Genomic DNA, 19,517 nt, shown 5'->3' on the forward strand with positions numbered 1-19,517 from the left:
GACCGGCCTGTTCCCACACGGGCAGCCGGCCGGTCCTTAACTACGATGCGCAGCCACGACCATCGCGGAACAACACAGGGTATCCAGCCTCTTCCGCCGCTTTCAGCAGTCCACCCGTGCCTCGGGTCCCCAAGATAAAAGGCCCCGAAACGCAAAAAAGGCCAGCTGCCACGGCGTCCGGCCTTTCGCATATTTTCAACGAATTCTCCGCATTCCGGCAACAGCGCCGCGCCGGATCAACCGGCCCGGATCACTGCCGCCGAGAACACGGGCCCCGTGTCACTCCGCGGCGGCGCGGTTCACGTCGCCCATGGCGATGCCGGAGAAGTGACGGTCACCGGAGTAAGCCGCATCCAGCATCCCGCCCAGCGTCTTGGCGTCGTCGAGATGTTCCAGACGGTTGGCAAAGGCCGCGCAGCAGCCGTATCCCGCGATGGCGTAATGGGTCATGCGCTGGTACTGCGTGATGATCATCGCATCGCGCACCGCACCGTCACCGAAATCGGCATCGATCGCATGGGCACGGGCCTCGGCCACCAGCCCCTGCATGCCCTTGCAGTGCTCTCCCTTGGGATCCGCACCATGCGCCTTGATCAGGCCGGCCAGTTGGGCGCGCCCGTCGGAAATGCCGCTCTTGCCGTGCTCCAGCGCGGCGCGCAGCTCTTCGTTCTCCGCCTTCGCGGTCAGATCGTCCATCACCTTCTGGGCCTGTTCACAGGCGCTGTAGAGGTCCTGCAGCTGATCGACGTAGACGTCCTGCAATGTGTCGAGGGTCATGTCGTCCTCCTTCAAATTCGTTTCGATTGAAGGGAAAACGCGGGGCTCGACACATACGTTCCTCGGCCCCCTTCATCCTGGCGAAAATACCTCCGCCGGAGGCACATCACCGAGGAGAAGGCCGAAGGCCGCCGACGAGACGACCTGCGCGCGCGGCAGCGCGCCCAATCCGGTAAAAGGTCACGCCCGGCCCAGCACCAGCACGGCGTTCAGGCCGCCGAAGGCGAAGGCGTTCGACAGGACCACGTCCACCTCGGCCTCGCGCGCTTCGTTCGGCACCACGTCGAGCGCGCACTCCGGGTCCGGTTCCTCGTAGCCGATGGTCGGCGCGATCACGCTGTCGTTCAGCGCCATGAGGCAGGCCAGCAGTTCCACCGCGCCGGTGCCGCCGATCAGGTGGCCGTGCATCGACTTGGTCGAAGAGATCATCAGGTCGTCCGCGTGGGTGCCGAAGACATCGGCAACCGCCGCGCATTCCGTCTTGTCGTTGGCCGCGGTGCCGGTGCCATGGGCATTGATGTAGCCCACCCGGGTCCGGTCGACCCGCGCGTCGCGCAGCGCACCGGAAATGGCCCGGGCCGCGCCCTGTTTCGACGGCATCACGATATCCGCCGCGTCTGAGGTCATCGCGAAACCCAGCACCTCGCCCAGGATTTCCGCACCGCGCGCCCGCGCATGCTCGTATTCTTCGAAAACGAAGACGCCCGCGCCCTCGCCCTGCACCATGCCCGAGCGGTTGGCGCTGAACGGGCGGCAGGCGTCCTTCGACATGACCCGCAGCCCTTCCCAGGCCTTCACACCGCCAAAGCACAGCATGGATTCCGACCCACCAGTGATCATCGCGTGGCACATGCCGGAGCGGATCATCTGAAACGCCTGCCCCATCGCGTGGTTCGACGACGCGCAGGCCGTCGAGACGGTGAAGCTCGGACCGCGCAGGTTGAACTCCATCGACACGTGGCTGGCGGCGGCGTTGTTCATCAGCTTCGGCACGACGAAGGGATGAACCCGGTTCTTCCCCTCCTCGTAGACCGCGCGGTAATTCTCGTCCTGGGTCAGCAGCCCGCCGCCGGAATTGCCCAGCACCACGCCGGAGCGATCCGCCATCTCGCCGGAGAACTCCAGCCCCGACTGCCGCACCGCCTCGCGCGCGGCGAGCAGGGTGAACTGGGTGAACCGGTCGTAAAGCGAGAGCTGCTGGCGGTTGAAGACGGCCTCAGCCTCGAACCCCTTCACCTGCCCGCCGATGCGGATCGCCAGCCTCTCGACGTCGCGGAACTCCAGCGGGCCGATGCCGCACCGGCCCTCGCGCATGGCCTCGTATGTCGCGGCCACGTCCTGACCCAGCGCGTTGACCGTCCCCGCCCCGGTAATGACGACCCGTTTCACGCCGTCTTCTCGGCCACCAGCCGCTCGATTCCGGCGACGATGCTGCCGACAGAAGAAATGTCGAAGTCCGACGCTTCCGGTTCATTGGCGTTGAACGGGATGGAGATGTCGAAGGTCTCCTCGATGGCGAAGATCGCTTCGACAAGCCCGAGGCTGTCGATTCCGATGCCTTCCGGCGTGCTGTCCAGCGTGATGTCCGAAGGCTCCAGCATCGCCTGTTCCGCGATGATCGCGATCACCTTGTCCTTGACGTCCATAGTCCTGGTCCCACTTCCTCAGGTTGGCGGAGACTTAGTCATTCCCCGTCAACTTTGAAACCGCTTTCTTGAGGTCCGCGACATCCCGGAACAGCCGCGGCAGGCGCCTCAGGCCCTTGTAGCTTTCGACGTGGCTGTCCATCTTCATCGCCGGGTAGCCAAGCATCACGCGGCCCTCCGGCACGTTCGACAGAACCATCGTCCCGCCGCCCAGGATCACCCGGTCGCCGATCTTCAGGTTGTCGGAAATCCCCGCGCAGCCGCCGACCACCACGTTCGTGCCCAGCACCGTCGATCCCGCGATGGCAGCGCCCGCGCAGATCATGCTGTCGCGGCCCACGCGCACGTTGTGGCCGATCTGCACGAGGTTGTCGATCTTCACGCCCGATCCCACCTGCGTGTCGCGCACCGATCCCCGGTCGATGCAGCTGTTGCACCCGATCTCCACGTCGTCGCCCACCGTCACCGCGCCGAGCGAGGCGATCCGCGCCCAGGATTGCGCGCTGTCGGTGCCCTCGCCGCCAAGGCTGGCACGCGCCTTCTCGACCCCGGACGGCTCCGGCGTGACGAAGGAGAAGCCGTCGCCGCCGATCACCACGCCCGGGTGGGCGATCAGCCTGTCGCCCACGGTCACGCGGGCCATCAGCCGGACGCCGGTGTGCAGCAGGGCGCCTTCGCCCACCGTCACGTCCTCGCCGATATAACATTGCGGGCCGAGCGTGCTGCCCGCCCCGATCCGTGCGCGCGCACCGACCACGCAGAACGGCCCGACCGACGTGCCCTCGCCGATCTCGGCCGAGGGATCGATCACCGCCAACGGGTGCACCCCCATCCCGTAGCCCTGCCCCGGGTCCATCATGCCGGCCAGCCCCGACAGCGTGAACCGCGGCCGCGGAGAGGTCAGCGCCGCCTTCAGCCCAAGGCCCTGCCAGTCCGCCCCGTCCCAGAGCACGGCCACCCGCGCGCGCCCCTCGCCGATCCGCGCGGCGTATTCGGGCCGCATGGCCAGCGCGATGTCGTCCGGCCCGGCGGACTGCGGCTCTGCCACGCTGTCCACCTTCAGCGACACGTCGCCATGCGCCGTCATGCCGACCGCTGCTGCTATCTCCTGGATGGTATAGGCCATGCCCGCTCCTGCCGTTTCGCGGCCTGCGCCGCCGTCGCAGATGTAGAGGCTGGGCGCACCGGGGTTCAACCCTGCTTCGCCCCTGCCCGCCCGCCGCACCTGCGAATGCAAAAGGCGCGCCTCACCGGGCGCGCCTTCCATCGTCACTATAGAGTATGCGTCGCTCAGCTGTCCCAGTGGGTCATCAGCGACACGCCTTCGTTCTGCAGCGCACGCCACAGGATCTCGTCGCGGCCATAGACGTCGTCGCGGAAGTTCACGTTGCCCTTCGCCTGGGTGAAGGCCGTGCGATAGACCAGATGCACCGGGATCGGCTCCGCCAGCGGCACCTTGGTGTTCTGGCCCGACCGCAGGATCGACTGGAAGAAGTTCACCGGATCCTGCTCCTGCCGGGACAGCAGCACGTAGGCGAAGTCATGCGGATCGTTCAGACGGACGCAGCCGTGCGAGAAGGTCCGCACCTCGCGGGAAAACAGGCTCTGCGACGGGGTGTCGTGCAGGTAGATGTTATACTTGTTCGGGAACATGAACTTCACCGTCCCCAGCGCGTTGCGCGGCCCCGGACGCTGGCGCATCGAATAGGGGAAGCTGCGGCTGGAATACTGCGCAAAGCTCTGGCCACGGCTGACCACGCGGCCACGGCCGTCGATGATCTCCAGATGGCCCGCCGCGCCCGGGTTGGAGCGCAGCAGCGGCAGGTATTCGTTCACGATGATCGACCGCGGCACGTACCAGAACGGGTTGATGACCATGTGCTCCATCATGTCGGAGAATTCCGGCGTCCGATGGGTCGACTGGTTCTGCCCGATGACCGAGCGCGTCTCGAACGTCACCTTGTCGTCGTCGATGATCTGGGCATGGAAATCCACGAGGTTCACGAGGACGTGCCGCTTGCCCCGCCCCTCGGGGAAGTTCAGCCAGCGCTCACGCTCCATGGCGACCATGATCGACTTCAGCCGCTCTTCGGGCGCGGCGTTGATCGCCTTCATGGTCGATGCACCGGCCACGCCGTCGACCTCGAGCCCGTGATCCTCCTGCACCGCGCGCACGGCGGCGGTCATGTTCTCGTCGTAGCGGGTGGTCAGCGACGGCTTGAGATAGTTCATCGCGACAAGACGGTTGCGCAGGGCGACCACGTCGGGCCCGCTCTGCCCCGGCTCGAGGCTCGACGCCTGCACGATGGGCCCCCAGCCGCCGTGACGGATGCGCTGTTCAAGCATCAGCTTGGCGCGCATCAGGCGCGAGTATTCGGCGGTCGGCGGCACGAGGCTGCGGAACACGGCATCGGGACGTTCTGTCGTCAGACGCGACAGCAGTTCCTCGGGCGCGCGACGCGGGACCTCGCGCTTGATGTCGGACACCACGGCGCCCGGATCGTCCAGCACCCCGGTCTGCAGATCGTTGGCGAAGCTGATGAACAGCTTCGACAGTTCCACCTCCAGGAGGCCACGGTCGCGGCCGGATGTGGCGGCGGCCAGCTGGGCGCGCAGGGTGTGCTCATTATAAAGACGGGTCGGCAAGCCGTGCACGTCAGCCATGGCGAAGGCTTCCAGCAGCGCCACGCGACGGGCGCGATCCTCCTCGGAGGGGCCGGTCCAGATCGGCTCGAACCCGCGGGCACGGTAGAAGGCGGCGATGCTTTCATTCTGCCCGACGTGTTCTGCAACGGCCTGCTTGTAGGCCGTCACCTTGAAGGACAATTCCTCTGCCGTGCCGACCGCGGGCAAGGCGGCAGCCATCACACCGGCCAGCAAAAGGGCACGCAGCCCGACCTTCGCAACTTTCATTCCTTGACCCTCATATCTTCTGTCCGCCCTTGATTTAAACTTGTCTAACAATGTCATAACCCTGTAAACTCACAAACGTGGCAGACGGGCTCCGATGTGTTCCGGGCGCCCGATCCGCGCATTTGCGCCACACCTTCCCAGCACTGCGCGAGATTTTGCCACTTCCCTCTTGAAGGATAAAATTCGTCATAAATCGCACTTTCTCCACTATGCGATTCGTGCCATACAGGTTCCGACATCTGGGGATAGATGGCAGTGCACACCCAACGAGGTGTGCGTACACAGGTAACAGCGACCAGGGACAGGCGCTCATCATGGCAGATTCGACAACGGGCAGCTTCACGCGCCGGGGTATTCTCGGCGCCTTCGCAGCAACGACACTCGCAGCTGCGCCCACCTACTCCAACGCAGCAGGCTTCCTGCGCGGCGCGGGCGACATCAGACGCCTCCGCATGTACTCCGGCAGGACCGGGGAACGCATCGACATGATCTACTGGATTGAAGGCCAGTACCTCGCCGATGCAATCAAGGAAATCAACTACTTCATGCGCGATTGGCGCACGAACGACGTCAAGAACATCGACGCCCGCACCATCGACATCTGTACGGCGGCGCATCGGCTTCTCGACTGTTCCGAGCCCTACATGCTCATTTCCGGCTATCGTTCGCCGAAAACCAACGCGATGCTGCGATCCAAGTCGTCCGGCGTAGCCAAGAACTCCCGCCACCTGCGCGGCGAGGCGGCTGACCTCCGGCTTTCCAGCCGGTCCGTCAACCAGATGGCCAAGGCCGCTATGGCCTGCCACGGCGGTGGCGTCGGTCGTTACTCCGGCTCCAACTTCGTACATATGGACTGCGGCCCCGTGCGCTCCTGGGGTGCCTGAGGCTTACCCCTTTATCTACTCCACCAAGAAGGCGCCCTTTGCGGCGCCTTTTTCGTTTCTGGCAGGGATCGCGGGGGATTGGCAGTCAGGTATACCCGACATTCGCGATCTCTGTCCTCGGTGAAGACCACAGCGACGAGGCCTTCATGCGGGGTAAACGACGCGGCTGCGCGTTCGGTTCCAAAGAAAGTCACGAAATTTCAGGAAAATGCGCACCGTCCGCGCGTGCGCCATACATCGGGCGTTCGAAGCCATGGAACGAAGTCACTGAAGGGGGGAAAGTGGCGCGGTTGACGGGGCTCGAACCCGCGACCCCCGGCGTGACAGGCCGGTACTCTAACCAACTGAGCTACAACCGCGCTTTGTGGGGGCAGATAGTCCGCAGCGCACCGGGTGGTCAAGCGGAAAATCCAACGGCAGGGGCGGAAAATCCCCGGCGCCCCGCCCTGCCCTTCGCCGACCCGCGCAAACCGGCGATCTCTCTGGAAAAAGGCCCGGAAAAGCAAAAGCCCCCGCCGAAGCGAGGGCTGTTCTGACGCCATGTGATCGGGCAGCGGTGGCGCGGTTGACGGGGCTCGAACCCGCGACCCCCGGCGTGACAGGCCGGTACTCTAACCAACTGAGCTACAACCGCTCGCTGCCCGCCCGAAGCTGTCTGCCTCGTGGCGTGAGAGGCCTTCTATGGGCTGCACCTACTGCCGTCAAGCGGTTTCCGACCAGCTTTTTCGCAAAAATTCCGGCGGCCCTTCAGGTGCCCCATCTCCCGTCCAGCATCGCGCAGTCACAGTGACGCAGAGGGACAACCAAGGCCTCGAACGCGACCATCCAATAAGGCGGACGCCGGCCCGCCATGCTACCACTGACCGCGTAGCCCTGCTTCGAATCGACCCTCACGTGACATCTTCAGATACCATTGGCCGCCGCCTGATCGTTACCGTCGCGCGCCCCGAACCCGTCGCGCAACGCAGGGTTGGGCCGCTTGCCGCGAACTCACCTGACGTAAAGTCGCCGAAAAACACCGTGTCATTTCAACACCTTTCCAAATCATGGCAGAGTAGGTCATCCTTGTCAGACAGTCGCCGATAGTTGCCTAGTAACCAATACCCAAGGGAAGTCGCCCCGTGGAGCATATCCTCAGACAGAATGTCGCCTTCTTTGACCCGCTCGGTCAGCGCTACGAAATCAGTACCGCGGAATACATCTCGCTGTTGCGGGGCTCCGGAACCCAGGTTTACCTGCTCTGCGCCTACGGGCTTCTGGTGGCGACGGACGCGCCCGGAATGCTCGGAAAGATCAGCCTGGCCGTGACACTGGGGCTCTGGGCGCTGGTCGTGGTTCTCTTCCTGGTCACCCATGGCCTCGTGATCTTTGCGCTGGCCGCGCTCCAGCAGCGGACGAAGCGATTCACCACCCCCGGGTTCATCGCGGCGCTTGCAGCGCTGACGCCCACCGTGCTCATCGGCGAATGGCTGACCGCCGTCGCCAGCCACGGTGCCGTGCCTTTCGCGATCTGGCCGAGGATTCTCTTCTATTTCGTGATCGCCGAGATGTTCATCCTCATCTACATGCGATACGTGCGCCCGGTCGTCAGCCAGCCGCAGCCCCCGGCGCAGGCCGAACCCGAACCCGAACCGGCCGCCGCCTCCACCGCCACGCCCGAGGACGAGTCGGACGAAGACAGCCGCCGCATCCTGATCGGCGCGGAACCCGTCCCCCTCGCCCGCCTCCGCCATATCCAGGCCCGCGAACACCACGTGCATGTCGTGCTCGACCGCACCACCATCACGCAGCGCGCGCGCCTTTCGGACATCGTGGCCCAGACCGAGCCGGACGACGGCATCCAGCCGCACCGCTCGTGGTGGGTGGCGGCCCGCGTCGCGCGCGGCTTGTCGCGCGACGGGCAGAAACACGTTCTTAAGCTGGATGACGGAACCTCTGTCCCGGTGGCACGTTCCCGTCTGACAGAGGTGCGCGAGTGGCTCGATCGCCGGGCCTGAACCGCGCCCTCAGCGCCGTTTCCTGACGCAATCGTGAGTGCTGGACGCCGCCCCCCGGCCTTGGTAGGCCGGGGCCGAACATGCCGCCCAAGCGACGAGAAGGGAGCCACGACAGCATGACCGACACGCCCGAAACGCCGACGGATATGATCCGCTTCGGCTGGGAGGAATGGGTCTCGCTGCCCGATCTCGGCCTTCCGGCGCTGCGCGCCAAGGTCGACACCGGCGCCCGGACATCCGCCCTGCACGCCTTCGACATCGAAACCTTCGGGTCGGCCTCCGCCCCCAAGGTGCGCTTTACCGTGCACCCCGTCCCGGGACGCGAGGACCTGGTGATTCCCTGCTCCGCCCGGATCGTCGACCGGCGGCAGGTCACCTCGTCGAACGGCGAGTCGGAGATGCGCTATGTCATCGCCTCGACCCTGCGGGTCGGCGACGAAAGCTGGCGGATCGAGCTGACGCTGACCGACCGGTCCTCCATGGCGTCGCGGATGCTGCTGGGGCGCGAGGCGCTGAAGGATCACATCACTATCGTCGCCACCGACCGCTTCCAGCAGCCGAAGATGTCCTACGACGTCTACACCACCGCCCGCGTGCGCAGTGCCGCGCCCAACCGCGCCCTGCGCGTCGCGGTGCTGAGCCGGGAGGACAACTATTCCACCCGCCGGCTGGTCGAGGAAGGCGAGAAACGCGGCCACACCGTCGAGGTCATCGACACCACGCGCTGCTACATGGCGATCAACGCCATGGCGCCGGAGGTGCACTACGACGGCAAGCGCCTGCCGCGCTACGACGCGGTGATCCCGCGCATCGGCGCCTCCATCACCTCCTACGGCACCGCCGTCATCCGCCAGTTCGAGACGATCGGCACCTTCTGCCTGAACGGCTCGGACGGGATCGCCGCCTCGCGCGACAAGCTTTACGCCCACCAGCTCATGGCGCGGCACAAGATCGGCATGCCCAATACCGCCTTCGCCGCCTCGCCCAAGGACACGCAGTCGCTGATGCGGCTCGTGGGGACCGCACCGCTGATCGTGAAGCTGCTCGAATCGACGCAGGGCAAGGGCGTGGTGCTGGCCGAGACCAAGAAGGCCGCGGAATCGGTCATCGACGCCTTCCGCGGGCTGAAGGCGAATTTCCTCGTTCAGGACTTCGTGAAGGAGGCCGCCGGAGAGGACATCCGCTGTCTCGTCGTCGGCGGCAAGGTCGTGGCCTCGATGAAACGCACCGGGGCAGAGGGTGATTTCCGCTCCAACCTGCACCGGGGCGGCCAGGCCTCGGTCGTGCGCATCACGAAGGAGGAGCGCGACACCGCCCTGCGCGCCGCCCGCTCGTTCCGCCTGAACCTCGCCGGCGTGGACCTGCTGCGGTCCGAGACAGGCCCCAAGGTGCTGGAGGTGAACTCCAGCCCCGGCCTCGAAGGGATCGAGACGGCGACCCGCAAGAACGTGGCCGAAAAGGTCTATGACCATATCGAGGCGAAGGTCCGCCCTGCCCCCGTCCGCCGCCGCATCGAGCCGGAGGACTGAGGCGGGCACCGCCTGCGGTTATCCGGCCTCTCCGAAGAACCGCAGGACCAGCCGGATCAGCCAGACCCAGAACAGAAGTCCGGCGATGGCGAACGGCGCGATCCACCAGCCGGAGAACTGCCGGCGACTGGGGAGGCAGGCCCGCACAAAACGGATTTTCTAGGCGATGGTCCCCGACGTTCCAACTCCTTGCCGCACGCCGAAACGGGGCACGCGGTCCTCATGAATCGTTAACATGGCAAAAGTTGACATGGCGTTTACGAATGGGTTCCGCATTGCCAAGTGCCGCGGTGCGACCCTTTACCCTGACCGCCTTAATCCCTATATGTTCGGTCAGGTTTGAAAGAGGATCCCCATGAGCGAGCAGAACCCCCCGCTTGAAGGCGCGCCGCTGGTCGCCCCCTCCAGCACCGACCACCCGCTCTACGACACCGTGGTGGAGGCCTGCCGCACGGTCTATGACCCGGAAATCCCGGTGAACATCTACGATCTGGGCCTTGTCTACACCGTCGACATCAATCCGGAGAACGAGGTGAAGATCATCATGACCCTCACCGCCCCGGGTTGCCCCGTGGCCGGCGAGATGCCCGGCTGGGTGGCCGAGGCGGTCGAACCCCTGCCCGGCGTGAAACACGTCGACGTCGACCTGACGTGGGAGCCGCCCTGGGGCATGGACATGATGTCGGACGAAGCGCGGCTGGAACTGGGCTTCATGTAAATCGCCGGGCGCGCTGCGCCCTGCCCCGTCGCTATTGCCGAACGCCGCCCGGAACGCCTTTCGTCCGGGCGGCGTTGTCTTGCCGATGCGACAGTATTTCGACCTCGGCCTCATGGCCCTCGCCGCGCTCTGGCTTCTCCTGCACGGGGGTCTCGCGCATGCCCAATCGCCATCGCCATGGTTCGAGGTCGAGTCCCTGAACGACGGGCTCGGACCCGCGCCGGACTGGATCGACCGCTCCACACCGCGCGCGACGATGGAGCTGCTGATGCGCGCCGGGCAACGCAGCGACACCCCCGCCGACGCGCCCGGCCAGCTTGGCCACCTCCTCAACCTCAACGACCTCGAACCGGAGGTGCAGCGCGCGGCGGGCGACCGGCTGGCGCGCGACCTCGGCACGGTGATCGCCCGCCGCGTGATCGTCGACTGGAGCCAGATCATCGACCGCCCCGACGGGCTGGACGCGCTCGAGACGTCGAACGCCGCCACCGCCGGGATGCCGCGCCGCTCGCTCCTGCTGTGGGAAATCGACCTCGACGGCGTGCCCTCCGCCATCCGGCTGGAGCGGGTGAAGCCCGAGGGCGCGGACCCGGTATGGGTGATCTCCGCCCGCACCGTGCGCAACATCGCCCCGCTCTATGCCGCCTACGGCCCCACGGGGTTCGAGAAATGGCTGCCCGACGCGCTGCGCGAACCGGCCTTCTGGCGCCTGATGTGGTGGGAGGTGCTTGGCGTGCCGCTGCTCATCTTCCTCGCCGGGCTGTCGGGCTGGGCGATGTCGCGGGCGCTGCGCCGCATCGGACGGCTGGCCAGCCACCGCGTGACCTCCGCCATCTTCCGCTCCGCCCGCATCCCGCTGCTGATCGCCACCGTGGCGCTTGTGCTGTCGGTGGGCATGCAGACCATCTTCGTCTTTTCGGGACGGCTGAACAGCGTGCTCTCGCCGCTTGTCGCCGCCGGTTTCGTCACCGCCGCGCTCATGCTGATCGTCAACGTGATCGAGGTCATCCTCGACGAGATCACCGGCTTCGAGCAGATGGACCTCACCCGCCAGCAGTTCGACGAGACCCGAACCCGCGCCACGCGCATCGCCGCCGTGCGCCGCCTGCTGGTCATCGTGGTGTTCCTCTTCGGCTTCGGCATCGTGCTGTCCTCGGCCAACCTGTTCCGCACCTACGGCTTTTCGCTGCTGGCCTCTGCCGGGGTGCTGACGCTGATCCTTGGCTTTGCCGCCCGCACGATCCTCGCCAACATCCTGTCTTCGCTGCAGATCGCCCTGAACCAGTCCGCCCGGATCGGCGACCGCGTGGTCTACAAGGGCGCGCTCTGCCACGTCGAACGGATAAACTTCACCTACGTGCAGTTGCACAGCTGGGACGGCACGCGGCTGGTGGTGCCGGTCAACGAGTTCACCTCCACCACCTTCGAGAACTGGACACTGAAGGAACCGGAGATGCTGCGCGTCCTGAAGTTCAAGCTCGCACCCTCCGTCGACATCGACCGCCTGCGCACATGCCTGGGCGAAGTGCTGGACGAGCTCGACCCCGAAGAGCTCGACGACCGCGACAAGGCCTCCGTCAGCGTCACCGGGCAGGACGCCTTCGGCATCGACGTCTGGTTCATGGTGCCCTGCCGCGATCCGAACACCTCGTGGGATGTGGCCTGCACCGCCCGCGAACGCCTTGTCGCCCGCCTCGCCCGGATCGAGGAAGAGGGCGCCACCGTCTTCCCCGAAGTCCCCTCCGCCGACGCGGCCTGAGCCATGCGGCGCGTTGTGGCCTGAATGGGTGGCGCATCGTCCGGTCTGAGCGTGTGCGCACAGGGGTCCGGCGCGCGCGACCTTGAGATTTGGGCGCAGACACATTAGGTTAGCCCTACGCGAAAAGGACCCCTGCAAAGGAACCCCGATGTTCGGCATACCCGGCAAATCCCCCGTGACCATCACGCCAAAGGCGGTCAGCCAGATCCGCAGGCTGATGGAGCGCGACAACCGCTTCGGCCTGAAGATCGGCGTCAAGAAGGGCGGCTGCGCGGGCATGGAATACACCATGGACTACGTCGACGCCGCGGAAGGCGCCGACGAGATCGTGGAACAGGACGGCGCCCGCGTGCTGATCGCACCCATGGCGCAGATGTTCCTCTTCGGCACCGAGATCGACTACGAGACCTCGCTTCTGGAAAGCGGCTTCAAGTTCCGCAATCCCAACGTGGTCGACGCCTGCGGCTGCGGCGAGTCGATCAAGTTCAAGGACGTCGAGGAGATGGCCGCAGACCGCGGACCGCAGGGCTGATGGCCCTCTCGGAGGAGGATCGCGCCTACGCCCGCGACCTCTTCTCCGGCCTCGGAGACGTCACCACCCGCCGCATGTTCGGCGGAATGGGCATCTATTGGAACGGCACGATCTTTGCCCTGATGATGTCCGACGGCACCCTCATGATCAAAGGCGCCGGGCCCTTCGTGGACCGGCTTGAAGAGATGGGCTGCGAGCGCTGGCGTTACACCCGCAAGAACGGCAAGGGCGCGGCCATGCCCTACTGGACCCTGCCCGGCGCGGCCCTCGACGACCCCGAGGAGGCGGTCGCCCTGGCCCGCGAGGCCCTGCAACACCTCTGAACTGACGTTCGCCCCGGCTGCGCCGGGCCGACCCGCGCGGGCGTTGCCCGCGACCGGGTTCGGTTCTGTCGCTTTTGACGCAGGCATGAAGCGGGCTTTCGCCCGACGGGGGCGCTGCCCCCGTACCCCCGAGGTATTTGGGCCAAGATGAAGAGGGGCGGCTTTTTTCTGGGCGCGCGCGCCTGAGCGGGGCGGTTCAGGTCTTTTGCAGGTGCAGGTAGGTTTCGGTGAACCGCCGCGAGAGGTGGTCGCCTGCAAGGATGGTCCGGTCCGAGCCCATGGGCGCCACGTTGGTGTCGTGGTTCGGGTTGAAGAACAGCGGCACGGAAATGCGTTCCGCGGCCGAGCCCTTTACCCGGTGCAGCGTCGCCTTCACCCGCCCCTCGGTCCACATCTCCAGCATTTCGCCGAAGTTGATGACGAATGTGCCCGGGTCCGCCTGCACGGGGTGCCAGGCGTCGTCCCGGCCCAGAACCTCCAGCCCCGGGACACCGTCCGTTCCCAGCAGCGTCAGGCAGCCGTAATCGGTATGGGCCGCGATGCCGAAGTCCTTCTCGCCCGCCCAGTCCGGACGCGGCGGATAATAGTTGCCCCGCAAGAGCGCCATCGGGCGGTCGAACCTGGTGTCGAAGTAGTGGCGGTCCGCGCCGATCGCCTCGGCGATGCCGCGCAGCAGGTCCAGCGCCACCGCCATGGCGTCGCGGTAATAGGCGCCGATCACCTCGCGGAAGCCTTCGGGGCTGTCCGGCCAGAGGTTCTCGGCATAGACCGGCAGGCCCGTTTCCGGCGCGGCGAAGCCCACGTCGAAGACCTGCTTGTAATCCGGGTTGGCGGCGGGATCGACCTGTTCAGACCGCGGCGCGCCCCAGCCGCGGTTCGCCCCCGTCACCGCCATGTCCACCCTGCGCTTCTCGGCCTCCGGCAGGTCGAAGAAGGCGCGGTATGCGGCCAGCACGAAGCGCATCCGGGCGGGCGTGATCGCCGTGTGTGCCACCTTGAGGAAGCCGATCTCCTCCGCCCCGCGGCGCAGGACGGAGAGCGTTTCGGGATCGCGCGCGGCGATCTTGCGGGCATCGAGAACAGGGATCATCCGTGCCTCCGTCGGGGTCGTTCCGACTGTTGCCACGCGGGCCTGTGGCGCGCAACCACCCTTGACCTCCCGGCCCCACTCGCGAAACTGCGCGCAAGCAGCGAAAGGAAGAGACCATGCGCACGAAACTGGCCGCCGGCAACTGGAAGATGAACGGCACCACCGCCAGCCTTGACGAACTCGACGCCATGGCAGAGGCCGCGAAGGGCGCGGCCGAGGTGCTGATCTGCCCGCCCGCGACGCTGATCTCGGCCGCCAGCGCCCGTGCGGACGGCGTGGCCATCGGCGGGCAGGACTGCCACGCCAAACCCTCCGGCGCCCATACCGGCGACATCGCCGCGGACATGCTGAAGGACGCGGGCGCGACCTATGTCATCCTCGGCCACTCCGAGCGGCGCTCCGACCATGACGAGCACAACGATGCCGTGCGCGACAAGTGCGATGCCGCCTGGGCCGCGGGTCTCACCGCCGTGGTCTGCGTCGGCGAAACGCTCGACCAGCGCGAATCCTCCAACACGCTCGACATCATCGGCGGCCAGCTTGCGGGCTCGATCCCCGATGCGGCCACCGGGCACAACCTCGTCGTCGCCTACGAGCCCGTCTGGGCCATCGGCACCGGCAAGGTGCCCACCACCGACCAGATCGGCGAGGTGCACGACTTCATCCGCGCCCGGCTGGAGCGCCGCTTCGGCGAGGGTGTGGGCCGCTCTGTCCGCATCCTTTATGGCGGGTCGGTGAAGGCCGCGAACGCGAAGGAGATCTTTGCCACCTCCAACGTCGATGGCGCGCTGGTAGGCGGGGCCTCCCTTAAGGCCTCCGACTTCGTGCCGATCATCGAGGCGCTGAACGCCAGCGCCGACTGAGCCGGGCCGCCGGTTCGGTCATCGCGGGCCGGGATACCCTCCCGGCCTGCCCTGCGCGCGGGACACAGCGCGCCCTCTGCAGCAGAGGAAAACACGATGGAGGGTGAGGTTTACGCCACCCTGCGATTCCGTACGCGCCAGCGCCGGACAGGCGCGCGCCCTTCGGACCAAGCCCCTGAGCACGGCCCGCCAGGGGTTGGGTATTCCGGAATACGCGGCAGGCGCCCGCGATGTTATCTGTTAACACACCGTTGATATCGATTTGCGACGGCGATTGCGGTGATTGTTCCGCACAGGCGATTCCCCCGGCTGCTCGGGGGTCGTTCAGGGCATCACCACGCCCATTCCAGAAAGGATATTTGAAATGTCTGCCCAGAAGTCTGCCAAGGTCCTCACCTCCGTCATCGCCGCCGCTGCCATGGCGCTTTCCCTCTCTGCCGCGACCCCGGCCGCCGCGCTGAACCAGAACGAGCGCAACGTCGTCGGCGGCGTTGTCCTCGGCGTGATCGGCACGCTCGCCATCCAGGGCGCGCGCAAGAACCACCAGCAGCGCACCTACACCACCCGCGTCTGCCACGACCCCTACCAGACCTACCGCAACGGCCAGCTGGTCACCGTCTGCCGCTGATCGCCGCGGACCGGCCCGGCACGTAGTCCAGACAATGTCACATGGACGAAAAAGGGGGCGCACCGCGCCCCCTTCCCTTCTCCAGCTGTCGGACGGGGCGGCCATACGCCCCGCGCCGTCACTCCGTGGCCGCCGGGGCGCCGAAGCCCCGCGCCTCGCAGAAGGCCCGTTCCAGCGGCTCGGACGGCAGCGATGTGCCCTCGCAGCGGACCTGCGGCCCCATCACCCGATCCGGCACCCAGGTCGAGATCGACGGGATGTAGGTCACCATGATCAGGAACACGAAGAGCACGGCGAGGAACGGCAGCGCCGCCCGGACCACGCGCATCATCGGCATGCCCGCCACGCCGGACGTCACGAAGAGGTTCAGACCCACCGGCGGCGTGATCATCCCGATCTCCATGTTCACCACCATGATGATGCCGAGGTGAATGGGGTCGATCCCCAGCTGCAGCGCGATGGGGAACACCAGCGGCGCGACGATCACCAGAAGGCCCGAGGGCTCCATGAACTGGCCGCCGATCAGCAGGATGACGTTCACGATCACCAGGAACATGATCGGCCCGAACCCGGCATCCAGCATCGCCGCGGCGATCTGCTGCGGGATCTGCTCGTCGGTCAGCACGTGCTTCAGGATCAGCGCGTTGGCGATGATGAACATCAGCGTGATGGTCAGCTTGCCCGCATCCAGCAGCGTGTGCTTCGTGTCGCGGTGGAAGAAGGCGGTCACCAGCGCGATGGGCTTTTCCCACAGCGCCTTGTGGTGACCGTCCGCCATGCGCAGCGGTCCCATGTCGCGGTAGACGAAGTTGGCGATCAGGAAGGAGTAGACCGCCGCCACCGCCGCAGCCTCGGTCGGGGTGAAGACACCGCCGTAGATGCCGCCGAGGATGATGACGATCAGGCCAAGACCCCAGATCGCATCGGCGCCCGCCTCGAAGACCTCGCCCCAGCCGCGCCATTCGCCCTTGGGCAGCTTGCGCACCACGGCGATGCCGAAGATCGTGACCATCAGCATGCCGCCCGCGATCAGGCCCGGGATGATACCCGCCAGGAACATCCGGCCCACCGACACGTCGGTCGCGGAGGCATAGACCACCATCACGATGGACGGCGGGATCAGGATGCCCAGGGTCCCCGCGTTGGCGATGACGCCCGCCGCGAAGTCCTTGGAATAGCCGACCTGCCGCATGCCCGCGATCACGATGGAACCGATGGCAACCACGGTGGCCGGCGAAGACCCGGAGAGGGCCGCGAACATCATGCAGGCAAAGACGCCCGCGATGGCAAGCCCGCCCGGCAGGTGGCCGACGATGGCGATGGAGAAACGGATGATCCGCGCCGCCACCCCGCCGGTCGACATGAAGGACGACGCGAGGATGAAGAACGGGATGGCCAGCAGCGTGTAGTGCCCCGCCATCGCCTGGTAGAAGCTTTGCGCGACCGAGGACAGCGAGGTCTCCGACAGCACCAGCAGGAAGACGATCGACGAAAAGCCCAGCGACACCGCGATCGGCACGCCGACCAGCATCAGGCCGATCACCATGAGAAACAGAAGTACGACGTCCATGGGATCAGTCCTTGTTCATGTGCGCGACGTCTTCGACCGCGTCTTCGGCTTCATGGCTGACGATCAGGCTGTCGGAGGTGCCCTTCCAGATCCGCACGGTCGCCTGGACAAAGCGGAACAGCAGCAGCGCGGCGCCGACCGGCAGGATCACGTAGGGAATGAACCGCGGGATCTTCTCGTAGGCCTCGCCCTCGTTGATCAGCGGTTCGATCCAGCGCAGCCAGCCGGGGATCGGGGTGTCGACCATCTCGTACCACGACCGGTAGGACGTGCGGGTCATCTCCTCGAACCCGGTGGGGAACCAGCGCCCGGTGGTCTGCGGCAGGTTGGCGAAGTTCGCCCAGTAATCCCACGCGCCCTTCAGCAGGAGGCATGCATAGGCGATGCAGATCGCACCGGCAAACAGCGCCATGACGCGGCGCACGGCGGGCGACATGATGTTCGTCACCGCGTCGACCCCGAGGTTCGCGGTCGTCTTGACCGCGTAGCTCACCCCGAAGAGCACCAGCCATGAAAACAGGATGGAGGTCATCTCCAGCCCCCAGATCAGGCCGGTGTTGAAGCCGTAGCGCAGCACGACGTTGGTGAAGGTGATGATGGTCATCAGCCCCAGGATCAGGGCGATGAAGCTCTCCTCCAGCTCGTTGACGAAACGTCCGAGCATGGAGTCCGAGACGGTATGATCGGACATGTCCCCCTCCGAGAAATCAGGCCCTGCCGCGGCTCCCGCTCATTGCGTGGTCCGGGACCCGGTCGAACGGGCCGCAGATGTCGGGAGAAGCCGCCCTGTGGGCGTGGTGGGGACATCGGCACCTTTTCGGCCGCGTTCCCCGGGTGCGGTTCCGGCGGCGGTTCCTGCCGCCGCCGGATTGTCTTGCCTGTCGTTCAGGCGCTTACATCGAGTTGTTGATCGCCTGCGCGGCGTCGATGTTTTCCTGGCCCACGTCGTCGGTGAACTGTTCCCAGACCGGCTTCATGGCGTCGACCCAGACCTGGCGCTGCTCTTCGGTCAGCTCGCGGATCTCGCCGCCTGCATCCAGAACCGCCTGGCGGGCCTCTGCGTCGACTTCACCCACGGCGGCGTTCCGCTCGGTGGTGACTTCGTTCAGGATGGTGGCCAGCTGCTCGCGGACCGCCGGGTCCAGACCTTCCCACCAGTCGACGTTGGTCACGACCAGATAGTCGAGCACGCCGTGGTTGGTCTCGGTCGTGCCGTCCTGGACCTCAAAGAACTTCTGGCCGTAGATGTTGGACCAGGTGTTTTCCTGCCCGTCGACGACGCCGGTCTGCAGCGCGCCGTAGACTTCCGAGAAGGCCATCGGCTGCGGCGACGCGCCGAGCGCTTCCATGTTCGCCTTCAGCACTTCGGAGGGCTGCACGCGGAACTTCAGGCCCTTGGCGTCTTCCGGCGAGATCAGCGGCTTGTTGGCCGAGATCTGCGTCAGGCCGTTGTGCCAGAACTCGAGACCCAGAAGGCCGCGGCGCACCATGGATTCCTTCATCGCCTGTCCGGTCTCGGAAGCCTGGAAGGCGTCGACCGCATCGATGTTCTTGAACATGAACGGCAGGTCGTAGATGCGGAACACCTTGGTGAACTGCTCGAACTTCGACAGCGACGGCGCGGCCAGCTGGACGTCGCCCTGCAGCATCGCCTCGAGCACCTGGTCGTCGTTGTAGAGGGTGGAGTTCGGGTAGACCTCCATGCAGGCGGTGCCGTTCATCTCTTCGTTGACACGCTCGGCCAGCAGGGTGGCGGCGATGCCTTTCGGATGGCGGTCGGTGTTGGTCACGTGGCTGAACTTGATGACCATTTCGCCCTCTTCGCAGGACGCCTGCGCCGAGGTTGCGCCGGTCACGGCAAGGGCGGCCGCCGCGGCGGTCATGAGAAGCTTTTTCATCGGTATCCTCCCAGATACGGCTTGGTTTCTCGCCCGGCGCCCTCTCCCCGGGCACCGAATGACGTTACATGACCTGCCCCCGAGAATCGGATCAAGCGTGTTGCGCGACCACGCCCGGCAGGCCGAAAAACGCCCAAGCGGCAAAGACTTGCCGACATCCATGCAATCTCGGAATGGCCGCCCCGCACGGCGCTTGTGCGGATTCCCGCACGCCCGTTAGCGCGGCTTGTGCGGAAATCCGCACAAGCGCCGCCCCCGATTCGCGCCCGCTTCCCCCGATTCGAACCGCACCCGGAAACCTCGGTCCCCCAAACGCCACGCAAGGGACGGCGCACGCCCCCACCCTTCATCTTGGCAAAAATACCTGAAAGCCAACCAAGGCCCGTCACC

At 66.1% G+C, this 19,517-nt stretch carries 19 protein-coding genes and 2 tRNA genes; 9 read left to right on the forward strand and 12 right to left on the reverse strand.

All coding sequences use genetic code 11. The features are described 5' to 3' along the window. Positions 1-279: 279 nt before the first annotated feature. The 5 genes from ACU0DV_RS21635 to ACU0DV_RS21655 form a co-directional block, all read right to left on the reverse strand. Positions 280-777 carry a YciE/YciF ferroxidase family protein gene (locus tag ACU0DV_RS21635; RefSeq protein ID WP_446241811.1) on the reverse strand — a complete coding sequence of 166 codons (498 nt, stop codon included), beginning with the start codon at positions 775-777 and terminating at the stop codon, positions 280-282. Positions 778-957: 180 nt separating this feature from the next. Continuing rightward, entirely contained in the window at positions 958-2,166 is a 1,209-nt protein-coding gene (locus ACU0DV_RS21640) for a beta-ketoacyl-[acyl-carrier-protein] synthase family protein (RefSeq protein WP_446241810.1), read from the reverse strand. Then, on the reverse strand, positions 2,163-2,423 hold the full coding sequence (locus ACU0DV_RS21645) for an acyl carrier protein (RefSeq protein ID WP_100930350.1): 261 nt from the start codon (positions 2,421-2,423) through the stop codon (positions 2,163-2,165). Before ACU0DV_RS21645 ends, ACU0DV_RS21640 begins: the two co-directional genes overlap by 4 nt. A gap of 34 nt (positions 2,424-2,457) precedes the next feature. Beyond that, a complete protein-coding gene (gene lpxD, locus ACU0DV_RS21650; protein ID WP_446241809.1) occupies positions 2,458-3,549 on the reverse strand; it encodes a UDP-3-O-(3-hydroxymyristoyl)glucosamine N-acyltransferase in 1,092 nt (363 codons plus the stop codon). A 164-nt stretch (positions 3,550-3,713) separates the two neighbouring features. Continuing rightward, positions 3,714-5,336, reverse strand: coding sequence for a L,D-transpeptidase family protein (locus ACU0DV_RS21655; RefSeq protein WP_283980232.1), 1,623 nt, complete (start codon positions 5,334-5,336; stop codon positions 3,714-3,716). Positions 5,337-5,650: 314 nt separating this feature from the next. Here ACU0DV_RS21655 and ACU0DV_RS21660 point away from each other — a divergent pair, with 314 nt between their 5' ends. Beyond that, positions 5,651-6,220, forward strand: a complete 570-nt coding sequence (locus ACU0DV_RS21660; RefSeq protein ID WP_198521765.1) for a YcbK family protein — start codon at positions 5,651-5,653, stop codon at positions 6,218-6,220. Positions 6,221-6,502: 282 nt separating this feature from the next. Here ACU0DV_RS21660 and ACU0DV_RS21665 read toward each other — a convergent pair. After that, positions 6,503-6,579 (reverse strand) — tRNA-Asp (locus ACU0DV_RS21665). Between the two features lie 198 nt (positions 6,580-6,777). Beyond that, positions 6,778-6,854 (reverse strand) — tRNA-Asp (locus ACU0DV_RS21670). Between the two features lie 487 nt (positions 6,855-7,341). Here ACU0DV_RS21670 and ACU0DV_RS21675 point away from each other — a divergent pair. Together ACU0DV_RS21675 and rimK are read left to right on the forward strand one after the other, a co-directional pair. Then, on the forward strand, positions 7,342-8,217 hold the full coding sequence (locus tag ACU0DV_RS21675) for a LytTR family DNA-binding domain-containing protein (protein ID WP_100930346.1): 876 nt from the start codon (positions 7,342-7,344) through the stop codon (positions 8,215-8,217). A gap of 116 nt (positions 8,218-8,333) precedes the next feature. Then, entirely contained in the window at positions 8,334-9,746 is a 1,413-nt protein-coding gene (rimK, locus tag ACU0DV_RS21680) for a 30S ribosomal protein S6--L-glutamate ligase (RefSeq protein ID WP_100930345.1), read from the forward strand. A gap of 18 nt (positions 9,747-9,764) precedes the next feature. On the opposite strand, the gene ACU0DV_RS21685 is transcribed toward rimK, so the two are convergent. Beyond that, positions 9,765-9,893, reverse strand: a complete 129-nt coding sequence (locus ACU0DV_RS21685) for a hypothetical protein (protein ID WP_446241808.1) — start codon at positions 9,891-9,893, stop codon at positions 9,765-9,767. A gap of 208 nt (positions 9,894-10,101) precedes the next feature. Here ACU0DV_RS21685 and ACU0DV_RS21690 point away from each other — a divergent pair, with 208 nt between their 5' ends. From ACU0DV_RS21690 to ACU0DV_RS21705, 4 genes are all read left to right on the forward strand, one after another. Then, a complete protein-coding gene (locus tag ACU0DV_RS21690; protein WP_100930344.1) occupies positions 10,102-10,464 on the forward strand; it encodes an SUF system Fe-S cluster assembly protein in 363 nt (120 codons plus the stop codon). Between the two features lie 85 nt (positions 10,465-10,549). After that, positions 10,550-12,223 (forward strand): mechanosensitive ion channel family protein, encoded by a 1,674-nt coding sequence (locus ACU0DV_RS21695; RefSeq protein ID WP_446241807.1) that lies wholly within the window; start codon positions 10,550-10,552, stop codon positions 12,221-12,223. A 148-nt stretch (positions 12,224-12,371) separates the two neighbouring features. After that, the gene (locus ACU0DV_RS21700) at positions 12,372-12,755 is read left to right on the forward strand and encodes a HesB/IscA family protein (RefSeq protein ID WP_100930342.1); all 384 of its coding nucleotides are present in this window, start codon (positions 12,372-12,374) and stop codon (positions 12,753-12,755) included. Then, the gene (locus ACU0DV_RS21705; protein WP_446241806.1) at positions 12,755-13,078 is read left to right on the forward strand and encodes a TfoX/Sxy family protein; all 324 of its coding nucleotides are present in this window, start codon (positions 12,755-12,757) and stop codon (positions 13,076-13,078) included. The genes ACU0DV_RS21700 and ACU0DV_RS21705 overlap by 1 nt, the downstream gene beginning before the upstream one ends. Before the next feature lie 196 nt (positions 13,079-13,274). Here ACU0DV_RS21705 and ACU0DV_RS21710 read toward each other — a convergent pair whose 3' ends face one another. Then, positions 13,275-14,168: an isopenicillin N synthase family dioxygenase gene (locus tag ACU0DV_RS21710; protein WP_446241805.1), complete on the reverse strand. Its 894-nt coding sequence runs from the start codon at positions 14,166-14,168 to the stop codon at positions 13,275-13,277. Positions 14,169-14,284: 116 nt separating this feature from the next. On the opposite strand from ACU0DV_RS21710, the gene tpiA reads away from it, so the two are divergent. Both tpiA and ACU0DV_RS21720 read left to right on the forward strand, forming a co-directional pair. Next, positions 14,285-15,031, forward strand: a complete 747-nt coding sequence (gene tpiA, locus ACU0DV_RS21715) for a triose-phosphate isomerase (RefSeq protein ID WP_100930339.1) — start codon at positions 14,285-14,287, stop codon at positions 15,029-15,031. A gap of 364 nt (positions 15,032-15,395) precedes the next feature. After that, positions 15,396-15,659 carry a hypothetical protein gene (locus ACU0DV_RS21720; RefSeq protein ID WP_100930338.1) on the forward strand — a complete coding sequence of 88 codons (264 nt, stop codon included), beginning with the start codon at positions 15,396-15,398 and terminating at the stop codon, positions 15,657-15,659. Positions 15,660-15,777: 118 nt separating this feature from the next. Here the strand turns inward: ACU0DV_RS21720 and ACU0DV_RS21725 are convergent, their stop codons facing one another. From ACU0DV_RS21725 to ACU0DV_RS21735, 3 genes are all read right to left on the reverse strand, one after another. Continuing rightward, positions 15,778-17,229 (reverse strand): TRAP transporter large permease, encoded by a 1,452-nt coding sequence (locus ACU0DV_RS21725; protein WP_446241803.1) that lies wholly within the window; start codon positions 17,227-17,229, stop codon positions 15,778-15,780. Positions 17,230-17,233: 4 nt separating this feature from the next. Next, positions 17,234-17,920, reverse strand: a complete 687-nt coding sequence (locus ACU0DV_RS21730; protein ID WP_100930336.1) for a TRAP transporter small permease — start codon at positions 17,918-17,920, stop codon at positions 17,234-17,236. 202 nt (positions 17,921-18,122) lie between these two features. Beyond that, a complete protein-coding gene (locus tag ACU0DV_RS21735; protein ID WP_100930335.1) occupies positions 18,123-19,127 on the reverse strand; it encodes a DctP family TRAP transporter solute-binding subunit in 1,005 nt (334 codons plus the stop codon). Between the last annotated feature and the right edge of the window lie 390 nt (positions 19,128-19,517).

The organism is Sagittula sp. (assembly GCF_052825245.1).